A 23,878-nucleotide genomic window follows, 5' to 3' on the forward strand; every position below is an offset into this window, starting at 1 on the left:
CTGGTGCCCTGACCCGCGTGGCGCGCGCCGCCGCTCCGTTGTCGTTCGCCGCCGTCGGCGATGCGCCGTTGTCGACGCTGTCCGGCGTGGGCGCGCGCGTGGCGGAAAAACTGGCCGCCCGCGGATTGGTGACGCTGCAGGACCTGTGGCTGCACCTGCCGCGCCAGTACGAAGACCGCACCACGATCGTGCCGATCCGCCTGTTGCGCCCCGGCATCGCGGCGCAGGTGGAAGGCACGGTGGAAGCGGTCGAACGCGGGTTCCGCTATCGGCCTTCGTTGCGCGTGGCGATCAGCGACGAGTCGCAGGGCACGTTGCTCCTGCGCTTCTTCCATTTCCGCGCGCAGCAGGTGGCGCAGTTCGCCGTCGGCGCGCGCGTGCGCTGCTACGGCACGCCGCGCGCGGGCGGCAACGGGCTGGAGATCGTGCATCCGAGTTATCGCGTGGTCGCCGAGGCCGGCGACGATGCGCTCGGTGAACGCCTCGATCCGGTGTATCCCGCGATCGAAGGCATCGGGCCCGGTGCATTGCGCAAGTTGATCGGGCAGGCGCTGGATCGGTTGCCGGATGCGGAAGCGCTGGAGCTGCTGCCCGAGCCCATGCGCGCGGCCCTCGACCTGCCTTCGCTGCGCGACGCGTTGCTGACGATGCACCGGCCGCCGCGCGATGCCGACGTCCCCGCGTTGCTGGCGGGCACGCATCCGTCGCAGCAGCGCCTGGCGCTCGAAGAACTGTTGGCGCATCACTTGAGCCTGCGTCGCCAGCGCATCGCCTTGCAGCGGCATCGCGCGCCCGCCCTCGCGACCGCCGGCGCCCTCGCGCAACGCCTGCGCGATGCGTTGCCGTTCGCGCTGACCGGTGCGCAGGAACGCGTGTTCGCGCAACTGCGCCACGACCTCGCGCAACCGCATCCGATGCTGCGCCTGGTGCAGGGCGATGTCGGCAGCGGCAAGACCGTCGTCGCGGCGCTAGCGGCGATGCTCGCCGTCGAATCGGGACGCCAGGCCGCGTTGATGGCGCCCACGGAACTCCTCGCCGAACAACACCTCGCCAACCTGCGCGCGTGGCTCGAGCCGCTCGGCGTGCGCGTGGCGTGGCTCGCCGGAAAGGTGACCGGACGCGCGCGGCGCGACGTGCTCGCGGCGGTCGCGTCGGGCGAGGCGCAAGTCGTCGTCGGTACGCACGCGCTGATGCAGGACGCCGTCGCCTTCGATGACCTCGCGCTCGCGATCGTCGACGAACAACACCGCTTCGGCGTGCACCAGCGCCTCGCGCTGCGCGACAAGGGCGCCGGCGGCGATCGCGTGCCGCACCAGCTCGTGATGACGGCAACGCCGATCCCGCGCACGCTCGCGATGGCGGCCTATGCGGACCTCGATGTCTCGGCGATCGACGAACTCCCGCCCGGCCGCACGCCGGTGCAGACCGTCGCGCTGAGCGCGGAGAAACGCCCCGACCTCGTCGAACGCATCCGCGCCGCGTGCGCCGAAGGCCGCCAGGCCTATTGGGTGTGCACGCTGATCGACGACAGCGACGAAGTCATCGCGCAGGCCGCGCAGTCCACGTTCGACGCGCTGTCCGCCGCACTGCCGAAGGCACGCGTGGGCCTGGTGCACGGGCGCATGAAGGCGTCGGAGAAGCAGGCGACGATGCGCGCGTTCAAGGAAGGCACGCTGGATCTTCTCGTCGCGACCACGGTGATCGAAGTGGGCGTCGACGTGCCCAACGCTTCGCTGATGGTGATCGAGAACGCCGAACGCCTGGGCCTGTCGCAGCTGCACCAGTTGCGCGGGCGGGTGGGGCGGGGCAGTGCGGCGTCGAGTTGCGTGCTGCTGTACCAGTCGCCGATGTCGCAGATGGCGCGGCAACGCCTGGAAACGATGCGCGAAACCAACGATGGCTTCGTCATCGCCGAAAAAGACCTGCAGCTGCGCGGCCCGGGTGAACTGCTCGGCACGCGCCAGACCGGCCTGGCCGCGTTCCGCGTCGCCGACCTCGCGCGCGATGCAGCGTTGCTGCCGCAAGTGCGCGAACTCGCCGACACGCTGCTCGCCGACGACCCCGCGCTGGCCGATCGCATCGTCCACCGCTGGGTCGGTGGCGCGGCGCGTTACGCTTCCGCCTGACTTTCGAGACCTGCAATCCCATGACCGATCGCATTCCCCTGCTCATCGACACCGATCCCGGCGTCGACGACGCCCTCGCACTCCTGATGGCCTTCGACGATCCGCGCCACGAGGTCGTCGGCTTGACGATCGCGGCCGGCAACGTCGGCCTCGCGCACACGGTGCGCAACGCGCTGAAGCTGTGCGAAGTGGCGAAGAGCGATGCCCCGGTGTTCGCCGGCGCGGAAGCGCCGCTGTTGCATCCCGCGCGCGACGCCGGTTACGTGCATGGCCTGGATGGGTTCGGCGACGTGGCCTACGCGCACCCGACGCGCACGCCGCATCCGGAACACGCCGCCCTCGCGATCCTGCGCCTGTCGCACGCGCACGCCGGCAAGCTGCTGCTCGTCGCGCTCGGCCCGCTGACCAACCTCGCGCTCGCGCTGAAGCTGGACCCGACGCTGCCGCAACGTATCGCGCGCTGCGTGGTGATGGGCGGCGCGGTCACCGCGCACGGCAACATCAGCGCGGCGGCGGAGTTCAACGTCGCCTTCGACCCGGAAGCCGCGCACATCGTGTTCTCGTCCTTCCCGCGCATCGAACTGGCGGACTGGGAGGCCACGATGGCCCATGGGTTCGCGCACGAGACCTTCGAGCGCTGGCTGCAGGCCGATTCGCCGCGCGCCCGCTTCTACGACACGATCTCGAGGAAGACCCGGACCTGGGCCGCCGGCCGCCGCGGCGAGGACTGGCATTCGGCCGATGCCCTCGCGATGGCGCTGGCCCTGCGGCCGGAGGGGGCGCTGGAGGTCGTGGAGCGGCCGATGGCCGTCGAGCTGGAAGGGCGGCACGCGCGCGGGGCCACGATCGTGGACTGGCGCCGCGAGGAGGGCCGGCCGGACAACGTGGCCATCCTGCGCCGGTACGACCAGGCCCGCTTCGAAACCCTGCTGGCATCGGCCCTGGCGGCCGGTTGAGGCCCGGAGCGGGGCCGTCGGTTCAGCCTTCCGCGCCCCGATCGGGTTGCGCCGGGCTCTGCAGGACGGCTAAAATGCCGCTCTTTCCTCGCACAGACTCGGTAACACGCCATGAAGACCGGCATCCATCCCGAATATCGTGACGTCGTTTTCCAGGACGTGACCTCGGATTTCAAGATCCTGACCCGCTCCACCCTTGGCAGCAAGGAAACGACCAAGTGGGAAGACGGTAAGGAATACCCGCTCGTGAAGATCGAAGTGTCCTCGATGTCGCACCCGTTCTACACGGGCCAGTCGAGCCGCATCGACACCAGCGGTCGCGTCGACAAGTTCCGCAAGCGCTACGCGCAGAAGTAATCCTCGCGGCGGCGTGCCCCGGCACGCGCACCACGACACGACGGCCGCCCCAGGGCGGCCGTTTCGTTTGCAGGAGCGACGCAGCTTTTTTAGTGCAATCCATCGGTTTCGCCATGACGCCGCGTTGCGTGCCATGGGTCGAAAGTCCGGGGTGTCGCGCTTGGGCGCTATGCAATAATTCCGGCCTTCCGCGGCAGGCCCGCGGCTCTTCCGCCGTCCATCGACGGCCATCGAAATCTCCGCAGGAGTGCGTTGTGTCCAAACTCGACCAGGTGACGCTGACCGCCGGCGACAAGACTGTCGCGTTGCCCGTGCAGCACCCGGTGCTCGGCCAGCCGTGCATCGACATCGCGAAGCTGCCGAAGGAAACCGGTTGCTTCACCTACGACCCGGGCTTCACCGCCACCGCCGCGTGCAAGTCCGCCGTGACCTACATCGATGGCGATGCCGGCGTGCTGCTGTATCGCGGTTACCCGATCGAACAGCTGGCCAACAACTCCAGCTTCCTCGAAGTGGCCTACCTGCTGATGCACGGCGAGTTGCCGAACAAGACCGAGTTCGAAAGCTTCGAGCACGAAGTCACGCATCACACGATGATGCACGAGGCGTTCCGCACGTTCCTCTACGGCTTCCGCCACGACGCGCATCCGATGGCGATGATGGTCGGCATGCTCGGTTCGATGGCGAGCTTCTACCACGGCTCGCTGGACCTGGAAGACGCCGAACAGCGCCGCCTCGCCGCGATCCGTTTGATCGCCAAGGTGCCGACGATCGCCGCCGCGTGCTACCGCTATTCGATCGGCTGGCCGATCCGCTATCCGAAGAACAACCTCGAATACACCACGCGCTTCCTGCACATGATGAAGGAAGTGCCGAGCGAGCCGCTGGAGCTCAGCCCCACCGCCGCCAAGGCGCTGGACCTGCTCTTCATCCTGCACGCCGACCACGAGCAGAACGCGTCCACGTCCACCGTGCGCCTCGTCGGTTCCACCGGTGCCAACCCGTATGCGTGCGTCGCCGCCGGCGTCGCCGCGCTGTGGGGCCCGGCGCATGGCGGTGCGAACGAAGCCGTGCTGAAGATGCTCGAGGAAATCGGGCGTCCGGAACACGTCGGCGCCGCGGTGGAGAAGGCGAAGAACAAGGAGTCGGGCTTCCGCCTGATGGGCTTCGGCCATCGCGTGTACAAGAACTTCGACCCGCGCGCGAAGATCATCCGCGAGATGACGCACAAGGTGCTCGGCGAACTCGGCGTCAACGATCCACTGCTCGACGTGGCCGTGAAGCTGGAAGAGGCCGCGCTGAAGGACGATTACTTCGTGCAGCGCAAGCTCTACCCGAACGTCGATTTCTACTCCGGCATCATCTACAAGGCGCTGGGCATCCCGACCGAGATGTTCACCGTGATGTTCGCCATCGCGCGCACCGCCGGCTGGGTGTCGCATTGGCTGGAGCAGCAGACCGATCCGGAAGCGAAGATCGGCCGCCCGCGCCAGATCTACACCGGTTACGCCGAACGCGATTACAAGGCGCTCGACAAGCGCTGATCCGGCAACGCAAGCGATCCACGCAACGCCCCGCCTCGCGCGGGGCGTTTGCGTTTCAGGGGATCAACCGCCGGCTTCGTACCCGGAGATCTCTTCGTCTGCGAGCAACGCGCGCAGCTGCACGGCGGACGCGCGCTTCACCGGCTTCTCGTCGAACGACGACAGCGGCGCCTGGCGCAATGCATCGAGCGGCAGCACCGTGAGGTCGAACGTCAGGTCTTCGGCGCTGAACAACCACACCGGCACGTCGGCGGCGCGTTCGCGATCCAGGCGGATGCGGCGCGCGCGCGACTCGGCGGGGATGCCGTGTTGTTCGAGCGCGCGCGGCACGGCGTCGGCGTCGTCGGTGTACAAGTGCAGCGCCACGGGCGCATGGCGATCGGCGGTGCCGTCGAGCACGGGGCCGACGAGGCGCGGTTCGAAGGCAGCGAAGAAATCCATCGCGCGCAGTGCGGCGTCGCGACGCTGGCGCAGGCCCGTGGCCTGCGCATCGCCGCGGAACAGGCGCTGGTATTCGCGCAACGCGTCTTCGATCTCGCGGTTGCGGGGCAGGGAGGCGTCGTCGTGGATGCCCAGGCGCTCGGCGGCCTTGAGCTTGGCCTGGTGGTAGTCGCGGATGCCGCTTTCGGCCATCAGCCGCGCGGCCTCGTGGGCGAGGCGGTGGCGGCGTTCGCGGGTCCTGGTCTCGGCGTGCTGACGGGCGTGGTGCATGGCGCGTCCTCCGTTGAGACCCGGGCCGACTCTAGCATCGGCCCGTCGTTGCGATGTCGACTCAGAAGATGTCGAACGCCTCTTCGCTCGGCGCCGTGTCCTCGGGACCGTAGTCCACGTAGTTCTCCATCTTCTCGAGGTCTTCGTTCTTCACCCACTCGACGATGCCGCCGTTGCCTTCCGGCAGCAGCTGGCCGCCGGCGCCGACGGAGACCTTGACCATGCCGTCGGGCGGATCGTTGGCCATGATCGGACGATCCTTCAGCGCGACGCGCATGTAGTCGATCCAGATCGGCAACGCGGCCTTGCCGCCGTATTCGCGATAGCCCAGCGACTCGAACTTGTCGCGGCCCACCCACACGGTGGTCACCATGTTGCCGCCGAAGCCGGAGAACCACGCATCGCGGTGGTCGTTGGTGGAGCCGGTCTTGCCGCCGACGTCTTCGCGGCCGAGCACCTTGGCGGCCGTGCCGGTGCCGCGCTGCACGACGTCGCGCATCATCGAGACGAGCTGGTAGGCCACGCGCTCGTCGATCGCGCGGGGCGCGAGGACGGCGTCCGGCGGCGGGGCCGTCGGCTTGGCCTGCGCCTTGTCGCCGGCGGGCTTGGCGACCGGCGCGGGCGCGTTGCCGAGGTCGAAGCCATCGACGACGCTCGACGCGGTTTCCTGCCCCGCGCGCTGGCCGCACCCGCGGCAGGCGATCGGCGGCTTCTCCTTGAAGATCACCGTGCCGTTGCGGTCCTTCACTTCATCGACGAACCACGGATTGACGAGGTAGCCGCCGTTGGCGAACACCGCGTAGCCGCGCGCGACGTCGATCGGCTTGAGCGACGAGGCGCCGAGCGACATCGACAGGTTGGGGACCAGCTGGTCGATCGGGAAGCCGAAGTGGCTGATGTACTTCCGCGCGTAATCCACGCCGATCGCATCGAGCAGGCGCACCGACACCAGGTTGCGCGACTGCACCAGCGCTTCGCGCAGGCGCATCGGGCCCTTGAAGTCGCCGGTGTCGTTCTGCGGGCGCCACGTGTGGCCGACGCGATCCTTGAACACCACCGGTGCGTCGAGGACGATCGACGCCGGATTGAATCCGCGCTCGAACGCCGCTGCATAGAGGAACGGCTTGAAGCTCGACCCCGGCTGGCGACGCGACTGCGTGGCGCGGTTGAACTTGTTGGACGCGAAGCTGAAACCGCCGACGAGCGCGCGCAGCGCACCGGTGTCGGCATCGAGCGAGATCAGCGTGGACTGCGCGCGCGGCAGCTGGTCGAGTTCGAACTTGGGCTTCGCATCGGCGGCGGCCAACGCGACGGGCTTGCCGTCCTTGTCGAGCGCGGGCTTCGGCACGATGCGGCGCACGCGCACGATGTCGCCGCGCTTCACCAATGCGGACGGGCTCTTGCCGGTCCACGTGCTGGCGGAGGCGCCCAGTTCGAGCGACGTGCCGTCGCCGAGCAACACGGTCGCGGTGCCCGCGCCGGTACCGGTCACGAGCGCCGGCCACAGGTCGCCCTGGACCGACATGCCGCGCAGGTGCGCGCGCAGGGCGTCGGGCGAGGACTCGGTGCCGAGGTCGACCTGCTTTTCGGCGCCGCGCCAGCCATGGCGGTGGTCGTAGGTGGCCAGGCCATCGCGGATCGCCTGGTCGGCCGCCACCTGCAGGGTGGGGTCGATCGTGGTGGTGACGTGGTAGCCCTTGGTCAGCACGTCGCCGCCGAACTTCGCCACCATCGCCTGGCGCACCATCTCGGCCACGTACGGCGCATAGACCTCGACCGGGCGCTCGTGCGGCGTGGCGTGCATCGGCACGGACACCGCGGCGCGTTCCTCGGCCACGCCGATGAAGCCCAGCTCGCGCATGCGCTGCAGCACGTAGTCGCGACGCAGCTTCGCGCGCTCGGGGTTGGTGATCGGGTTGCCGCTGGAGGGGAACTTCGGGATCGACGCGAGCGTGGCCATTTCGTCCAGCGAGAGCTGGTCGAGCGACTTGCCGTAATAGAACTCCGAGGCCGCGGCCACGCCGTAGGCGCGGTTGCCGAAGAAACTCTTGTTGAGATAGAGCTCGAAGATCTCGTCCTTCGTCAGCTCGTTCTCCATGCGCATCGCCAGCATCATTTCCGCGAGCTTGCGCGTGTAGCTGTACTCGGAGCTCAGGAAGAACTGGCGCGCCACCTGCTGCGTGATCGTCGATCCGCCGGGCACGCGCTTGTCGTTGGTGGTGGCGAGCAGCCACACCGCGCGGGCGACGCCCTTGTAGTCCACGCCGTGGTGTTCGTAGAAGCGCGCGTCCTCGATCGCGATGAAGGACTGCTTCAACTTCGGCGGCACGCGCTCGATGTCGATCGGGTAGCGGCGCGTCTCGCCGAACAGGGCCATGAGCCGCCCGTCCCGCGCGTACACGTACATGGGCTCCTGCAGTTCGACATGGCGCAGGGCGTCCACGTCGGGCAGCTTGGGAGCGATCAGGAAATACAGGAGGGTCAGACCCAGGACGCCCAGGACCACCGCGCCCAGGAACGCGACGAGCGTCCAGCGCAGCCAACGACGAAAACGTGACATCAAACCAATCCGATTGCGGGTGTCGTGGCCCGGGAGTATAGAGGTAGCACGCCGACGTCCCGAGCGACTGGGGAACACCGTCCGGAATCGACGCCCGGCGACGTTGGAAGGGGGAATGTCTCGACTTGTGACCGCCACCCGGGGAAGGGGTGGTTGCCAGAACGTTTAAAGTCCGTTATTTAATGCTCTGGGGCACGATGTGCGCGTAAGCGCCCGTCAATAGGGGAGAAAACGTGGGTCTGATCACAAATAGTCAGCCGCCCTTGATCGGCGTCGACATCAGTTCGACTGCGGTCAAGTTGCTGCAGCTCTCCCGTGCCGGGAACCGCTATCGCGTAGAGCACTACGCGGTCGAGCCGCTGCCGCCGAACGCCGTCGTCGAGAAGAACATCGTCGAAGTCGAGGCGGTGGGCGAAGCGATCAAGCGTGCCGTGGCACGGTCCGGCGCCCGCGCGCGCCATGCGGCCGCGGCCGTCGCCGGGTCGGCGGTGATCACCAAGATCATCCCGATGCCCGCCGACCTGGACGAGGACGAACTGGAATCCCAGGTCGAACTCGAAGCGGTCAATTACATCCCGTACCCGATCGAGGAAGTGAACCTCGACTTCGAGGTGCTGGGCGCCATGCCGGGCAACGTCGAAATGGTGCAGGTGCTGCTCGCGGCCTCGCGCACCGAGAACGTCGATGCCCGCGTGTCCGCGCTGGAACTCGGCGGCCTCTCGGCCCGGGTGATGGACGTGGAAGCCTTCGCCATCGAGAACGCGTTCTCGCTGCTCGCCGACGGCCTGTCCGCGCCGCGCGACGGGATCATCGCGATGGTCGACACCGGCGCCACGATGACCACGCTCAACATCCTCCGCAACGGTCGCAGCCTCTACAGCCGCGAACAGGTGTTCGGCGGCAAGCAGCTCACCGACGAAGTGATGCGCCGCTACGGCCTGAGCTACGAGGAAGCCGGCCTGGCCAAGCGCCAGGGCGGGCTGCCGGAAAGCTACGAGATCGAAGTGCTCGAGCCCTTCAAGGAAGCGATGGTCCAGCAGGTCAGCCGACTGTTGCAGTTCTTCTACGCGGGCAGCGAATTCAACCGTGTCGACCAGATCGTCCTCGCCGGCGGTTGCGCCTCCATCCCCGGCATCGCCGCGATGGTGGAAGAACAGCTCGGCGTGCCGACCGTGGTGGCCAACCCGCTCGCGCAAATGACGCTCGGCCCGCGCGTGCAGGCACACGCCCTCGCGCAGGACGCCCCCGCGCTGATGATCGCCTGCGGCCTCGCCCTGAGGAGCTTCGACTGATGGCACGGATCAACCTCCTCCCCTGGCGCGCGGAACGCCGCCGGCTCCGGCAGAAGGAATTCCTGGCGATGCTGGGCGCGTCCGCGGTCGCCGCGGCGCTGATCTCCTTCGGGATCGTGATGTTCTACAACCGCCAGATCGACGGCCAGAACGAGCGCAACGCGTTCGTCAAGGACCAGATCACGCAGGTCGATTCCAAGATCAAGGAGATCGAGGAACTCGACAAGAAGAAAGCGAAGCTGCTGGCGCGCAAGGAAGTCATCGAGCAGCTGCAGGCCAACCGCTCGCAGATGGTGCATCTGTTCGATTCGCTGGTGCGCACGATCCCCGACGGCGTCACGCTCTCGGCAATCAAGCAGGAAGGCGACGTGCTCACGCTGTCGGGCCGCTCGCAGTCCAACGCGCGCGTCAGTACCTACATGCGCAACCTCGAAGGCTCCGGCTGGATGACCAACCCCGAGCTGTCGGTCATCGAAGCGCGCGGCGACAACAAGGGCCTGCCGTACGAGTTCAACCTGCAGGTCAAGCTGGCCAACCCGAACGCGCCGAAGGACACCAACGGCGACGGCATCCCCGACACGGTGGCCACCGCCCCGGTCGCCACGCCCGTCGACGTGACCGCCCCGGCTTCGTTCGCCACCGCCGCGCCCGCACCGGCCGCCACCGCCGCCGCCGCGCCGGCCGCGCCCGCCGCAACCGCTGCAAAGCCGACCACCGGAGGCGCCCAGTGAGCCAGAAAACGATGGCGCTGAAGGACCTCAGCCTCAACAACACGTCCGCCTGGCCGCAGCAGTACAAGATCGCGTTCTGCGCCCTGATCGGCCTCGTGATCGTCGGCCTGGCCTGGTACTTCTTCGTGTCCGACCAGCGCAACGAGCTGGCCGGCCTGGAACGCCAGGAAGCCGACCTCCGCGCCGAGTTCGAAAACAAGCAGGGGCGCGCCGCCAACCTCGAACCGCTCAAGCTCCAGCTCACGCAGATGGAACAGCAGTTGCAGCAGATGCTGCGCCAGCTGCCTTCCAAGACCGAGATGCCGGACCTGATCATCGACATCTCGCAGACCGCGCTCGCGACCGGCATCTCCAACGAACTCTTCCAGCCGGGCCCCGAAGCCCCGAAGGAGTTCTACGCCGAGAAGCCCATCTCGCTGCGCATGGTCGGCACCTACCACCAGTTCGGCGCGTTCGTCAGCGGCGTGGCCTCGCTGCCGCGCGTGGTCATCATGACCATGCACGACATCTCGCTCACCCCGCGCAACCCGACGCCCGGCAGCAAGATCGGTCCCAACAGCGTCCTGCAGCTCGCAGGCACGGTGAAGACCTACCGCTACCTCGACGAAGACGAGACCGCCGCGAATGCGACGACCACGCCGGCCGCCGCGCCGCAGGGAGGGAAGTGAGATGGCCCGCCTTGCACAAGCACGCCTGCCCGCCGCCCTCGCCATGGCCCTGCTGCTCGCCGGTTGCGGCCGCAGCGTGACCAGCGGTCCGCCCCCGGGCAACCTGGAAAGCTGGGCCGCCGAAGTGAAGGCGCGTCCCGCGCCGCCGCTCGACCCGCTGCCCGTGATGCAGCAGTTCGAGACCTTCGAATACGCCGCGCAGGCCCTGCGCGATCCTTTCAGTGAAGCCTTCACCGATGTCAGCGGTGGCAGCGGCCCGCGTCCGGACCCGAACCGTCCGAAGCAGACGCTGGAGCAGTTCCCGCTCGACAGCATGGACATGGTTGGCACGATCGGCCGGGGACCCGGGCTGACTGCGTTGGTCATGGCACCGGACAAGGTGACTTACCGGGTGCACCCGGGCGTTTACATGGGGCAGAGCGACGGTCGGGTGACCGCCGTTTACGAAGACCGCATCGAACTGGTGGAGTTGGTACCGGACGGCGCTGGCGGCTGGCTGGAGCGACCCGCTTCGGTCGCGCTACAAGATCAATAAGGGGATAGACGATGACCGTTCTCAACGCCAAACCCATGCGGCCTGCTCGGCGCCCGTTCCTGAGGGCGAGCGCCATCGGGCTCGCCATCGGGCTGCTCACGGCGTTCGGCGCCGTGGACGCCGCGCAGTCCGGACGCGTCCTGATGGCGCAGGCAGCGGCTGCCGCGCCCGCCAACGCACCGGCCTCCAGCCTGGATCCATCCAAGGTCCTGCCGGGCGCGATCAGCGTGTCCAACATCGACTTCAAGCGTGGCGACGGCGGCTCCGGTCGCCTCGCGCTGCGCTTCACCGGTGGTGGCGCGGTACCCGACATGCGCACCGAAGGGTCGCGCGTGATCATCGATGTCGGTAACGCCAAGCTGCCGGCCGCGCTGCAGAAGTCCATCGACGTGGGCGACTTCGCCACGCCGGTCGAGCGCATCGAACCGCGCGCCAACGGCGCCGGCACCAAGCTGGTGGTCAGCACCAACGGCAACTACGAGTCGCGCGCCTACCAGACGGGCAACGAGTACGTGGTCGAGATCGTGCCGAAGGCCGCCAAGGTCGCCGCCGCGCCGGGCGCAGGCCCCGCGATGGGCGCGGCCAACACCAACGGCACGCCGGTGCGCGCCTACGGTGGCCGCCCGGTGACGTTCAACTTCCAGGACGTGCCGGTGCGCACGGTGCTGCAGCTGATCGCCGAAGAGTCCAACCTCAACATCGTCGCCTCCGACACCGTGTCGGGCAACGTGACGCTGCGCCTGATCAACGTGCCGTGGGACCAGGCGCTCGACATCGTGTTGCGCGCCAAGGGCCTGGACAAGCGCCGCGACGGCAACGTCGTGTGGGTCGCGCCGCAGAAGGAAATCGCGGACTACGAGCAGGCCAAGGAAGACGCCCGCATCGCGATCGAGAACCGCGCCGAGATGGTCACGGAGTACATCCCGATCAACTACGGCAACGCCGAGGAAATCGCCAAGCTGCTGACCGACGAGAGCAAGAGCGGCTCGGGTGGCGGTGGCGCCGCCGGTGCCACGCGCGGCTTCCTGTCCGGCCGCGGCAGCATCAGCTTCGACCGTCGCACCAACACGCTGCTGGTCATCGACATCCCGGCCAAGGTCACCGAAGTGCGTCGCCTCGTGGGCCTGCTGGACAAGCCGGTCGACCAGGTGCTGATCGAAGCGCGCATCGTGATCGCCACCGAATCCTTCGCCCGCGAACTGGGTGCGAAGTTCGGCATCGCCGGCAACACCGACAACGTGTTCTACAACGGCAACGTCGCGGCCAACACCGAGACCGCCAACTCGTACGCCAAGGCCGCGCAGGCCAACAGCTCCACGCCGCCGCCGAACCCGCTGCAGGTCGGCACGCTGACCAAGGCGCTCAACGTCAACCTGCCCGCGGTCAACGCCGCCGGTGCGCTGGCGCTGTCGATCATCAACGCGGGCTACGTGCTGGACGTCGAACTCTCGGCGCTGCAGACCGAAGGCCGCGGCGAAGTGATCTCCAACCCGCGCATCGTCACCAGCAACCAGAAGGAAGCGGTGATCCGCCAGGGCCAGGAAGTCGGCTACGTCACCGTCTCCGCGCAGCAGGGCGCCGGTGCCGCCGCCATCCCGAACGTCCAGTTCAAGGACGTGCTGCTCGAGCTGAAGGTCACCCCGACGATCACCAACGATGGCCGCGTGTTCCTCAACATGGCCGTCAAGAAGGACGAGATCGAAGGCTTCGTGTCCTCCGGCATCGGCGACGTCCCGCAGATCAACAAGCGCGAAATCAACACGGCGGTCCTGATCGACAACGGCCAGACCGTGGTGATCGGCGGCGTGTACGAGTTCCGCGACCGCGCCGACGTCACCAAGGTGCCGTGGCTCGCCGACCTGCCCGTCATCGGCAACCTGTTCAAGAAGAAGGGCCGCTCGAAGGAAAAGGCCGAGCTGCTGATCTTCGTGACGCCCAAGGTGATGTCGGTGGCGCAGCGCAATCCCGGCTGATCCCAGCGCATCCGCTTCACGCAATCCCAACGGGGCCGAAAGGCCCCGTTGTCGTTCCGGGCCTTAACGCGACGAAACCATGACCTTCGTCGGTGAACCATCGCATCGGCAACCAGTCAAACTGCGCCCTCCCCCCTGAGGCGAATTCGTCGATGGACGCTCGCACCGACCCGCCGTCCCGCCTGCACGTCGCCTTCGGCACGTTGCGCGACCAGTTGTCCGCGGAGATCGTCGGCCAGGCCGAACTGATCGAACGCCTGCTCATCGCATTGCTCGCCGACGGCCACCTCCTTGTCGAAGGCGCGCCCGGCCTGGCCAAGACGTCCGCCATCCGCGCGCTCGCCGCGCGCCTGGATGCGGCCTTCGCCCGCGTGCAGTTCACGCCGGACCTGTTGCCGGCCGACCTCACCGGCACCGAAGTGTGGCGGCCGCAGGACGGCCGCTTCGAATTCCAGCCCGGCCCGATCTTCCATCCGCTGCTGCTGGCCGACGAAATCAACCGCGCGCCCGCGAAGGTCCAGTCCGCGCTGCTCGAAGCGATGGGCGAGCGGCAGGTCACCGTCGGTCGCCAGACGTATCCGCTGCCGCCGCTGTTCCTGGTGATGGCCACGCAGAACCCGATCGAACAGGAAGGCACCTTCCCGTTGCCCGAAGCGCAGCTCGACCGCTTCCTGATGTACCTGCGCATCGGCTATCCGGCCGTCGCGGCGGAAACCGAAATCCTGCGCCTGGCCCGCGAACGCGCGCGCACCGTGCTGCAACCGGTCAGCGACGCGATCGACCGCATGCCGATCGACGACGTGTTCGCCGCGCGCGCCGCCGTCCTCGACCTGCACCTGGCGCCGCCGGTGGAGCGCTACATCATCGAACTCGTCCTCGCCTCGCGCGACGCCGGGCGTTACGACCCCGCCCTCGCGCGCCGCATCGCGTGGGGCGCGAGCCCGCGCGGGTCGATCGCCCTCGAACGTTGTGCACGCGCCCGTGCGTGGTTGGCGGGCCGCGATTTCGTCACGCCGGAAGACGTGCGCGCGATCGCCCCCGACGTGCTGCGCCATCGCGTGCTGCCGAGCTACGAAGCCACCGCCGAAGGCTGGGACGGCGATCGCCTCGTGCACGCGCTGCTCGACAAGGTCCCCCTGCCGTGATGCTGCGCGCGTTCTGACATGGCCGAGGATCGGCAACCGCGCGAAGGCCTCGCGCCGACCCTGCAGGAACTGGTCGGCCTGCGAGCGCTTGCGTTGGGCCGTCGCGCTGCGCGGCGCGGACGCCACGGTGTGTCCGGCCAGGCGCTGTCGCCGTTGCGCGGCCGTGGCATGGAATACGCCGAATCGCGCGAGTACGCGATCGGCGACGACGCGCGCCACATCGACTGGCGCCTCACCGCGCGCAGCGGACGCCCGCACACCAAGTTGTTCCAGGCCGAACGCGAACGCCTGACGCTGCTCGTCGCCGACACCGCGCCGTCGATGTATTTCGGCACGCGCGTGCGCTTCAAGTCGGTGCAGGCCGCGCGCGCCGGCGCGATCGCCACGTGGGCCGCCCTGCGCGACGGCGACCGCATCGCCGCCTTGCGCGGCAGCACGCGCGAAGCGCCGATCCCGCCCGCCGCCGGTCCGCGTGGCGCATTGCGCGTGCTCGATGCGCTCGTGCGCTGGTACGCCGCGCCGCCCGCCGACGACGCGGGCCTCGGCGTCGCGCTCGACCACGCGGCACGATTGCTGCGCCCCGGTTCCCGTCTCGTCGTGCTCGCCGATCCCGCCAGCATCGCCGCGATTCCCGCGCATCGCTGGCCCGCGTTCGCGCTGCACCACGACACCACCGTGTTGTTGCTGGTGGATCCGCTCGAGCGCGATCCGCCGAAGGCCGCGCTGCCGTTCTTCGCCGCCGGCGAAGCCGCGCATCGCGTCGAGCTCGACCTCGCCAGCCCCGCGCAACGCCAGCGCTGGCGGACGGAATTCGTCGCGCCGCTCGACGCCGCATTGCAGGCCTTGCCCGCGCGCGGCGTGCGCGTGCAGATCGTGTCCACCGATGCGCCGAGCGATGCCTGGCTCGGCGCATGGGGCCGGCCGCAGGCCAGCGTGGCCTGAGATGCCGATGGCCGCGACGCCCGACCTGGTCCTGCGCGACGTGCACGCCGCCGCCGCGACGCCGTGGTGGCCGCTCGCGCCGGGCTGGTGGCTCTTGCTCGCGCTGGTCGTGGCCACGTTCGCGATCGTGTTTGCGATGTGGTGGCGCAAGCGGGCGCGGCGCCGTGCGTTCGCGCGCGTGTTCGACACGACGCTCGCCGACGCACCAACGCCCGTGGCCCGCGTCGCGGCGATCTCCGAACTGTTGCGTCGCGCTGCCCGCCTGCGCGATCCCGACGCCGATCGCTACGAAGGCGAACGCTGGCGCGCGCACCTGGATGCCGGTGCGAAGCAACGCCTGTTCGAAGGCGACGTCGGTGCGCTGTTGCTCGAAGGCCCGTTCCGCCGCGACGTCGACGCCACCGCCGTCGACGCGCTGCAACGCCGCGCGCGCCAGCGCTACCTCGAGTGGATGCGATGAGCGCGCTGCTGCCTGCGGGTCTGCTGGACACGCTGTCCACGTTCGCGTGGCCGCTGGTGCTGCTCGCGTTGCCGTTGCCGTTGCTTGCGCGCTGGGTGTTGCCGCGCCGCCGTTCGATCGGGGCCGCATTGCGCGTCCCCTTCGGTGCACGGCTCGACGCCGTGGCCGCCGCCGGGGGTGGCCATGCCTTGCGCGGTCGCGGCGCCGGCCTGCTCGCGTGGATCGCCTGGGCTGCGTTGTGCGTCGCCGCTGCGCGACCGCAGGAACTTGGTCCGCCCGTCGCGCCGCCGCAAGCCGGGCGCGACCTGATGCTCGCCGTCGACCTGTCCGGCAGCATGAGCCAGGAAGACATGGACCTCGGCGGACAACCCGTCGATCGCCTCACCGCGGCGAAAGCCGTGCTCGCGGATTTCCTCGACCGGCGCGCAGGCGATCGCGTCGGCCTGCTCGTGTTCGGGCAACGCGCGTACGCGCTCACGCCGCTCACGCTGGACCTGTCGACGGTGCGCCAGCAGCTCGACGACAGCGTCGTGGGCCTCGCCGGTCGCGAGACTGCACTCGGCGATGCGCTCGCACTCGCGGTGAAGCGCCTGCAATCGCAGCCCGCCTCGCAACGCGTGGTCGTGTTGTTGACCGACGGCGTGAACACCGCCGGCGTGCTCGATCCCGACAAGGCCGCCGAACTCGCGCGCGATGCGCACGTGCGCGTGCACACCGTCGCCTTCGGCGGCGACGGCGGCATGTCGTTCTTCGGCTTGCGCTTGCCGGTCGCCGGCGGCGACGACGAGATCGACGAGGCCGGCCTCAAGCGCATCGCCGATACGACCGGCGGCCGTGCGTTCCGCGCGCGCGACACCGAATCGCTCGCCGGCATCTACGCCGAGATCGATCGCCTCGAACCCGTCAAACGTCCCGGCCAGGCCGTGCGCCCGCGGCTCGAACGCTATCCCTGGCCGCTCGGTGTCGCGCTGTTGTGCGCGGTGCTCGCAGCGCTCCCGTTCGGGCGCATCGGACGGCGCGTATGAACGACTTCTCGCTCGCGCTGCTCCACTTCGTGCGTCCCGCGTGGTTGTGGGCGCTGCTCGCCTTGCCGCTGATCGCGTGGCTCTGGCGGCTGCGTCGTCGTCGCGAGAACGCATGGCGCGGTGTCGTCGATCCGCACCTGCTGCCGCACCTGCTCGAACCCGCGGGCGGCGTGCGCGCCCGCAGCGCCATCGTCTTCGTGCTGCTCGCGTACGCGCTCGCGATCCTCGCGCTCGCCGGCCCCGCGTGGCGCCAGGTGCCGCAACCGTCGTGGCAGAGCCGCACGCCGCTGGTGATCGCGATGGACCTGTCCAGCGCGAGCGCCGCCACCGATCTTCCGCCGTCGCGCTTGCTGCAGGCGCGCGCGAAAGTCGCGACGTTGCTGCGCGAACGCAACGGCGGCCAGGTCGGGCTCGTCGCGTTCGCCGACGACGCGTACACCGTTGCGCCGCTCACCGACGATGCGGCGAACGTCGCGTTGTTCCTCGATTCGCTCGAGCCCAGCGTGATGCCGATCGACGGCCATCGCCCCGGCCACGCGATCCGGCAGGGCGCGCGCCTGCTGCAGCAGGCCGGCTTCGATCGCGGCGACATCCTGGTGCTCACCGACCACGGCGACACCGACGCGAACGAAGCCGCCCGCGAAGCCGCAGGCAAGGGCCTGCGCGTCTCGGTGCTCGGCATCGGTTCGAAAACCGGCAGCGACGTGCGCACGCGCGACGGCGAGCTCGAACGCGTCGCGCTGGATTCGCGTTCGCTGCAGGCGCTTGCCGCGGCGGGCGACGGCAACTACGCGCCGATCGCCGTCGACGATTCGGATCTGCGCGCCCTCAACGTGCTGCAACCGCGCGCCGAAGATGCGATCGCGACGCAGGGCCGCGCGGGCAAGGCGTGGGAAGACGCGGGGTACTGGTTGTTGTTGCCGTTGATGGCGATCGCGTTGTTCGCATTCCGGCGTGGCGCCGGCGTTGCGGCCGTCCTCGTCGTGTTGTGCCTGCCGCCGGGGTTCGTGCATGCACAGGCGCGCGATGCGGTGCAGGGTTCGCTGTGGCGACGCGCGGACCAGGTGGCTGCAGAACGCATGGACGCCGGCGAACAGTCTTATCGCAAGGGCGATTTCACCGCGGCGGAGCATGTGTACGACGGCCTCCCGGGCGCCGATGCGCACTACAACCTCGGCAACGCACTGGCAAAGCAGGGCCGCTACGACGAAGCCATCGACGCCTACAACGCTGCATTGCGCGAACACCCCGGCATGGCGGATGCGATCGCCAACAGGAACGCCGTGCTGAAAGCGAAGCAACGCAAGCCGCCGTCCGGCAAGAGCAAGCACGAAGATCCGCGGTCGCAAGGCCAGCAGGGCGACCAGAAGCAGAAGGGATCGGGCAAGACCGATTCGGAGGCGCCCGAGCCCGGCAAGGCGCAAGGGCAGGGCACGCCGCAATCGCAGCCGCAGCAGAAGCCTGCGTCGTCGGAATCGCAGTCGCAGGGCCAGTCGAAGCCTGCGCCGCCGCCGAAGAACGCGGATCCCGAAGCCCAGCGCGCCGCCGACGCCGCGCAACGCGAACGCATGCAACGCGCGCTGCAGGGCAAGCAGCCCGGCCAGCAGGATCCGTCGAAGACGCCGCAGGCTGCGCGCCCCGAGACCGCCGCCGAACGCGAACGCCGCCTCGCCAACGAAGCCTGGCTGCGCCGCGTGCCGGATGATCCGGGCGGCCTGCTGCGCGCCAAGTTCCAGATCGAATACGAACGCCGACAGCAGGGGGGCGAATGACAACGCGTCGTTGGGTGGCCTTCGCGCTCCTCGCCTTGCTGTGCATGAACGCGCAGGCGCAGGTGCGCGCGTGGCTCGATCGCGATCGCATCGCCTCGGGCGAAACCACGACGCTCAACATCGCCGCGCCCGCGCTCGACGTCGCGCCCGATTACGCGCCGCTGCAGCGCGACTTCGAACTGTCGCAACGCAGCAGCCAGCGCAGCGTCTCGATCGTCAACGGCGCCACCACGATCCACACGCAGTACTCGGTGGTGCTGCAACCGCGCCGCGACGGCGTGATCACGATCCCCGCGCTGCGCGTCGGCGGCAACCGAATGTCGCCGCCGCTCACGCTCACCGTCACGCCGGCCAGCAGCGTGCCCGCGCGCGCGGGTGACGTCGCGTTCATCGATGCGCAACTGGATGACGCGCATCCGTACGTGCAGCAGGCCGTCGGTTTGAAACTGCGTCTGTTCTACGCGGTGCCGCTGGTCTCCGGCCAGCTCGACCAACCCGAACCGCAGGGCGCCACGCTGCGCAAGGTCGGCCAGGACCTGCAGTACTCGCAGGAAATGGCGGGCCGCCGCTACAACGTCGTCGAGCGTCGCTACCTTTTGATCGGCGAACACAGCGGCCGGGTGCTGCTGCCGGGTGCGCGCTTCCGCGGGCAGGGCGTCGGTGGCTTCTTCGACGATCTGTTCGGCGATGGCCGGCGTCCGCTCGCCGCCGATTCGCCGGCGCGCACGCTCGACATCCGTCCGATCCCCGCCAACGCACCGCAACCGTGGTTGCCGCTCAACGACCTGCGCCTGCGCTATTCGACGATGCCCGGCCGCGTGCGCGCGGGCGAAGCGACGACGGTGACGGTGGAAGCGGTCGCCGACGGTGCGGTCGCCTCGCAGTTGCCGGAACTCGTGCTCGATGCCGGCGGCGCCGCGCAGGTATTCCCCGATCCGTTGCAGTCGGACGAAACCTTCGAAGACGGGCGCCCGCGCACCACGCTCACGCGCAAGTTCTCGATCGTGCCCGCGCGCGCCGGTGCGCTGAGCATCGCCGCGCCACGCATCGAATGGTGGGACGTGCGCGGTGCGGTCCCGCGCACCGCGACGTTGCCGCCGATCGCGCTCGATGTCGCGCCGGGGGCCGCGGGCACCCCCGCCGCTGTCGACGCGACGGCCACGACCGCCACCACGACGCAAGCCGGCGAAGACGGCCGCATCCGCATCCCCGGCATCCAGGGCCGCATCCTGCCGTGGGCCGCGCTGGCGGCGCTATTTGCGGTGTTGTGGTTCGTCACGCTGATGTGGGGATTGCATCGCCGGCCCGTCGTCGTCGCGGCGCCGACGGAAGGCCCGTCGCCATCGCCCGCACCGCATCCCGACCTGCGCCGCGCGCTCGCCGACGGCGACCTCGGCACCATCGCCGATGCATTGCGCGCCAGCGCCACGCCCCCCGTGCACGACCTCGATGCGTTGCGCGATCGCCTCGCCGATCCCGCGCAGCGCAACGCAGTCGAACAGTTGCAGCGCGCACGCTGGGCCGGCGGCGACCCGCGCGCCGCGCGCGACGCCGTGCGCGCGGCCTTCGCACGCGGCCTGCGCTGGCGCACCGATGCCCCCGCACCGCGCGCAGACCCGCTGCCGCCGCTGTACCCGCCCGCCTGACGCGCACCGCGGCCTGCTAAAGTCGCGAGCGATTCCGCGGGCGGTCCGCGGGCACCGGATCCGACGCGATGACCAACACGCCTTCCGCCCGCACGGGCATGCCGTTCCACTGGAAGATGGCGATCGGCTTCGCCGCCGGCATCCTCGCGGGGCTGGCCGTGCACGCCACGGGGCTGATGGAAGCGGGCTGGGTGCAGGCGTTCACGCAGTACGTCACCACGCCGTTCTCGAAGATCTTCCTCAACCTGATCTTCATGCTGATCGTCCCGCTGCTGTTCTCGGCGCTGGTGGTCGGCATCGCGGAGATGGGCGACATCCGCGCGCTGGGCCGCATCGGCTGGAAGACGCTCGCCTACACGGTCGTGCTGTCGGCGGTGGCGGTTTTGCTGGGCCTGGTGCTGGTCAACTGGCTGCAGCCGGGCGCGGGCGTGGACCCGGCGCTGGCGCAGCAACTGCTCGCGGAGAACGCGGGCCGTGCGCAGGAAATCGTCGCCAGCGTCGGCACGCAGCCCAAGGGCATCGACATGCTGCTGTCGATCGTGCCGGACAACGTGATCGGCGCGGCGTCCGACAACAGCTCGATCCTCGCACTGATGTTCTTCGCGGTGATGTTCGGCGTGGGCCTGGTGCTCAGCCCGTCGCCCAACACCGACGTGCTCAAGCGCGGCATCGAAGGCCTCCTCGAGATCTCGATGACCCTGATCGGCATCGTGATCCGCCTGGCGCCGTACGCGGTGTTCTGCTTCATGTTCAACCTCACCTCGATCTTCGGCTGGGACCTGCTGCTGAAGCTCGGGGCGTACGTCGGCGTCGTCGTGCTGGCGCTCGCGTTGCACCTGTTCGTCAACTATTCGATCGCGCTGAAGCTGGCGGGCAAGTCGCCGCTGCAGTTCTTCCGCGGCAGCCAGGAAGCGATGGTGATGGCGTTCTCCACCGCCTCGAGCAACGCGACGTTGCCGACCGCGCTGCGCGTGGCCGAAGAGAACCTCGGCCTGCCGCGCCGCGTGTCGCGCTTCGTGCTCACGGTGGGCGCCACGGCCAACCAGAACGGCACGGCCTTGTTCGAGGGCGTGACCGTGCTGTTCCTCGCGCAGTTCTTCGGCGTGGACCTCAGCCTTGGCCAGCAGGCGATGGTGATGGTGGTCTGCATCCTCGGCGGCATCGGCACCGCGGGCGTGCCGTCGGGCTCGCTGCCGGTGGTGGCGCTGATCTGCGCGATGGTGGGCGTGAACCCGGTCGGCATCGGCATGATCCTGGGCGTCAACCATTTCCTCGACATGTGCCGCACCACGCTCAACGTCACGGGCGACCTGACGCTGGCCACGCTGGTGGCGGCGGGCGAGCCGGACGCGGAGCCTGCGCCAACGGTCGCTTGATCGGGGCGCGGGCGGGCGCCGGCGTGGGAGAATGCGCGCCTTGCCCGCCGCCCCCCTCGACGCCCCCATGACGACGCCCAGCCGCCGCGACCTCGCCAACGCCATCCGATTCCTCGCCATCGATGCGGTCGAGGCCGCGAAGTCCGGCCACCCGGGCATGCCGATGGGCATGGCCGACATCGCCGAAGTCCTGTGGAACGACTTCCTCCGGCACAACCCCAACAATCCCTCGTGGTTCAACCGCGACCGCTTCGTGCTCAGCAACGGCCACGGCTCGATGCTGCACTACGCGCTGCTGCACCTGTCGGGCTACGACCTGACGATCGACGACCTCAAGCAGTTCCGCCAGCTCGAATCGAAGACGCCGGGCCATCCGGAAAACTTCATGACGCCGGGCGTCGAAACCACGACCGGCCCGCTCGGCCAGGGCTTCGCGAATTCCGTCGGCATGGCGCTCGCCGAGCGCCTGCTCGCGCAGCGCTTCAACCGCCCGGAATTCGAAGTCGTCGACCACCACACCTGGGTGTTCATGGGCGATGGCTGCCTGATGGAAGGCATCTCGCACGAAGCCGCGTCGCTGGCCGGCACGTGGGGCCTGAACAAGCTGATCGCCATCTGGGACGACAACCACATCTCGATCGACGGCAACGTGCGCGGCTGGTTCACCGACGACACGCCGGCGCGCTTCGAAGCCTATGGCTGGAACGTGATCCGCGGCGTCGACGGCCATGACGCCGATGCGATCAAGCAGGCGATCGAAGGCGCGCTCGCCTCGCAGGACAAGCCCACGCTGATCTGCGCGCGTACCACCATCGGGTTCGGTTCGCCGAACAAGGCCGGCAAGGAGTCGTCGCACGGCGCGCCGCTGGGCAAGGACGAAATCGCCCTCACGCGCGAAAAGCTGGGCTGGACGAGCGGCCCGTTCGAAATCCCGCAGGAGATCCGCGACGGCTGGCGCGCGGGCAACGCCGGCATCGTGCGCGAAGAACAGTGGAACCGGATGTTCGACGGCTATGCCAAGCGCTATCCGGACCTCGCCGACGAACTCGTGCGCCGCGCGCGCAACCAGTTGCCTGAAAACTGGAACGACGCCGCCGACGCGTACATCGCGAAGCTGCAGGCCGAAGGCCCGGTCGTCGCCTCGCGCAAGGCCTCGCAGATGGCGCTGGAAGCCTACGGCCCGCTGCTGCCGGAACTGATCGGCGGCTCGGCGGACCTGGCGCATTCCAACCTGACGTTGTGGAAGGGCAGCAAGTCGGTCACCAGCACGGACGCCGACGCCAACTACGTGTACTACGGCGTGCGCGAATTCGCGATGACCGCGATCAGCAACGGCATGGGCCTGCACGAGTGCTTCATCCCGTACGACGCGACGTTCCTGGTCTTCAGCGACTACGCGCGCAACGCCGTGCGCATGAGCGCGCTGATGGGCGCGCATGCGATCCACGTGTACACGCACGATTCGATCGGCCTGGGCGAAGACGGCCCGACGCACCAGCCCATCGAGCACCTCGCCACGCTGCGCTACATCCCCGGCAACGACGTGTGGCGCCCGTGCGACGCGGTGGAATCGGCCGTGTGCTGGCGCGCCGCGATCGAACAGCACGACGGCCCGAGCTGCCTGGTGTTCACGCGCCAGAACCTCGCGCACCAGCAACGCACGCCGCAGCAGGTCGCCGACATCCGCCGCGGTGGCTACATCCTGCGCGACAGCGTGGGCGCGCCGCAGCTGATCCTCATCGCGACGGGTTCGGAAGTGGGCCTGGCGATGGATGCCGCCGCGCAACTCGGCGATGGCGTGCGCGTGGTGTCGATGCCTTCGACCGACGTGTTCGACCGCCAGGACGCCGCGTATCGCGACGCCGTGCTGCCGGATGCCTGCCGTCGCCGCGTCGCCATCGAAGCCGGCGTCACCGACTTCTGGCGCAAGTACGTCGGCCTGGACGGCGCGGTGGTCGGCATCGATCGTTTCGGTGCGAGCGCACCGGCGGAAGCGCTGTTCCCGCACTTCGGGTTCACGGTCGAGAACGTGGTGCGGGTGGCGAAGAGCCTGCGCTGA

19 protein-coding genes are annotated in these 23,878 nt (G+C 69.1%); 17 read left to right on the forward strand and 2 right to left on the reverse strand.

Going from position 1 to position 23,878, the window contains the following annotated elements; genetic code table 11:
- Positions 1 to 17: 17 nt before the first annotated feature.
- The 4 genes from recG (at position 18) to LYSCAS_RS08780 (ending at position 4,983) form a co-directional block, all read left to right on the forward strand.
- Positions 18 to 2,126 carry an ATP-dependent DNA helicase RecG gene (recG, locus tag LYSCAS_RS08765; RefSeq protein ID WP_244858490.1) on the forward strand — a complete coding sequence of 703 codons (2,109 nt, stop codon included), beginning with the start codon at positions 18 to 20 and terminating at the stop codon, positions 2,124 to 2,126.
- A 20-nt stretch (positions 2,127 to 2,146) separates the two neighbouring features.
- Positions 2,147 to 3,082 carry a nucleoside hydrolase gene (locus tag LYSCAS_RS08770; protein ID WP_213433553.1) on the forward strand — a complete coding sequence of 312 codons (936 nt, stop codon included), beginning with the start codon at positions 2,147 to 2,149 and terminating at the stop codon, positions 3,080 to 3,082.
- Between the two features lie 111 nt (positions 3,083 to 3,193).
- A complete protein-coding gene (locus LYSCAS_RS08775) occupies positions 3,194 to 3,439 on the forward strand; it encodes a type B 50S ribosomal protein L31 (RefSeq protein WP_213433554.1) in 246 nt (81 codons plus the stop codon).
- 254 nt (positions 3,440 to 3,693) lie between these two features.
- Positions 3,694 to 4,983 (forward strand): citrate synthase, encoded by a 1,290-nt coding sequence (locus LYSCAS_RS08780; RefSeq protein ID WP_213433555.1) that lies wholly within the window; start codon positions 3,694 to 3,696, stop codon positions 4,981 to 4,983.
- 63 nt (positions 4,984 to 5,046) lie between these two features.
- Here LYSCAS_RS08780 and LYSCAS_RS08785 read toward each other — a convergent pair whose 3' ends face one another.
- Together LYSCAS_RS08785 and LYSCAS_RS08790 are read right to left on the reverse strand one after the other, a co-directional pair.
- Positions 5,047 to 5,694, reverse strand: coding sequence for a hypothetical protein (locus LYSCAS_RS08785; protein ID WP_213433556.1), 648 nt, complete (start codon positions 5,692 to 5,694; stop codon positions 5,047 to 5,049).
- 61 nt (positions 5,695 to 5,755) lie between these two features.
- Entirely contained in the window at positions 5,756 to 8,254 is a 2,499-nt protein-coding gene (locus LYSCAS_RS08790) for a penicillin-binding protein 1A (protein WP_213433558.1), read from the reverse strand.
- A 233-nt stretch (positions 8,255 to 8,487) separates the two neighbouring features.
- On the opposite strand from LYSCAS_RS08790, the gene LYSCAS_RS08795 reads away from it, so the two are divergent.
- The 13 genes from LYSCAS_RS08795 (at position 8,488) to tkt (ending at position 23,878) form a co-directional block, all read left to right on the forward strand.
- Positions 8,488 to 9,546, forward strand: coding sequence for a pilus assembly protein PilM (locus tag LYSCAS_RS08795; RefSeq protein ID WP_213433560.1), 1,059 nt, complete (start codon positions 8,488 to 8,490; stop codon positions 9,544 to 9,546).
- Positions 9,546 to 10,277: a PilN domain-containing protein gene (locus LYSCAS_RS08800; protein ID WP_213433562.1), complete on the forward strand. Its 732-nt coding sequence runs from the start codon at positions 9,546 to 9,548 to the stop codon at positions 10,275 to 10,277. The genes LYSCAS_RS08795 and LYSCAS_RS08800 overlap by 1 nt, the downstream gene beginning before the upstream one ends.
- Positions 10,274 to 10,945, forward strand: a complete 672-nt coding sequence (locus tag LYSCAS_RS08805; protein ID WP_213433564.1) for a type IV pilus inner membrane component PilO — start codon at positions 10,274 to 10,276, stop codon at positions 10,943 to 10,945. Before LYSCAS_RS08800 ends, LYSCAS_RS08805 begins: the two co-directional genes overlap by 4 nt.
- A 1-nt stretch (position 10,946) precedes the next feature.
- Entirely contained in the window at positions 10,947 to 11,480 is a 534-nt protein-coding gene (locus LYSCAS_RS08810) for a pilus assembly protein PilP (protein WP_213433566.1), read from the forward strand.
- An 11-nt stretch (positions 11,481 to 11,491) separates the two neighbouring features.
- Positions 11,492 to 13,453, forward strand: a complete 1,962-nt coding sequence (locus LYSCAS_RS08815) for a type IV pilus secretin PilQ (protein ID WP_213433568.1) — start codon at positions 11,492 to 11,494, stop codon at positions 13,451 to 13,453.
- A gap of 152 nt (positions 13,454 to 13,605) precedes the next feature.
- Positions 13,606 to 14,598, forward strand: a complete 993-nt coding sequence (locus LYSCAS_RS08820) for an AAA family ATPase (protein WP_213433570.1) — start codon at positions 13,606 to 13,608, stop codon at positions 14,596 to 14,598.
- An 18-nt stretch (positions 14,599 to 14,616) separates the two neighbouring features.
- Positions 14,617 to 15,540 carry a DUF58 domain-containing protein gene (locus LYSCAS_RS08825; RefSeq protein WP_213433572.1) on the forward strand — a complete coding sequence of 308 codons (924 nt, stop codon included), beginning with the start codon at positions 14,617 to 14,619 and terminating at the stop codon, positions 15,538 to 15,540.
- 7 nt (positions 15,541 to 15,547) lie between these two features.
- Positions 15,548 to 16,000, forward strand: coding sequence for a DUF4381 domain-containing protein (locus LYSCAS_RS08830; protein WP_213433573.1), 453 nt, complete (start codon positions 15,548 to 15,550; stop codon positions 15,998 to 16,000).
- Positions 15,997 to 17,025, forward strand: coding sequence for a vWA domain-containing protein (locus LYSCAS_RS08835; RefSeq protein ID WP_213433574.1), 1,029 nt, complete (start codon positions 15,997 to 15,999; stop codon positions 17,023 to 17,025). Before LYSCAS_RS08830 ends, LYSCAS_RS08835 begins: the two co-directional genes overlap by 4 nt.
- Positions 17,022 to 18,797: a VWA domain-containing protein gene (locus LYSCAS_RS08840; protein ID WP_213433577.1), complete on the forward strand. Its 1,776-nt coding sequence runs from the start codon at positions 17,022 to 17,024 to the stop codon at positions 18,795 to 18,797. Before LYSCAS_RS08835 ends, LYSCAS_RS08840 begins: the two co-directional genes overlap by 4 nt.
- A complete protein-coding gene (locus LYSCAS_RS08845) occupies positions 18,794 to 20,443 on the forward strand; it encodes a BatD family protein (protein WP_213433579.1) in 1,650 nt (549 codons plus the stop codon). Before LYSCAS_RS08840 ends, LYSCAS_RS08845 begins: the two co-directional genes overlap by 4 nt.
- Before the next feature lie 68 nt (positions 20,444 to 20,511).
- Entirely contained in the window at positions 20,512 to 21,819 is a 1,308-nt protein-coding gene (locus LYSCAS_RS08850; RefSeq protein ID WP_213433581.1) for a dicarboxylate/amino acid:cation symporter, read from the forward strand.
- Between the two features lie 67 nt (positions 21,820 to 21,886).
- The gene (gene tkt / locus LYSCAS_RS08855) at positions 21,887 to 23,878 is read left to right on the forward strand and encodes a transketolase (protein WP_213437730.1); all 1,992 of its coding nucleotides are present in this window, start codon (positions 21,887 to 21,889) and stop codon (positions 23,876 to 23,878) included.

Source organism: Noviluteimonas caseinilytica (genome assembly GCF_018406605.1).
Lineage (GTDB): Bacteria > Pseudomonadota > Gammaproteobacteria > Xanthomonadales > Xanthomonadaceae > Noviluteimonas > Noviluteimonas caseinilytica.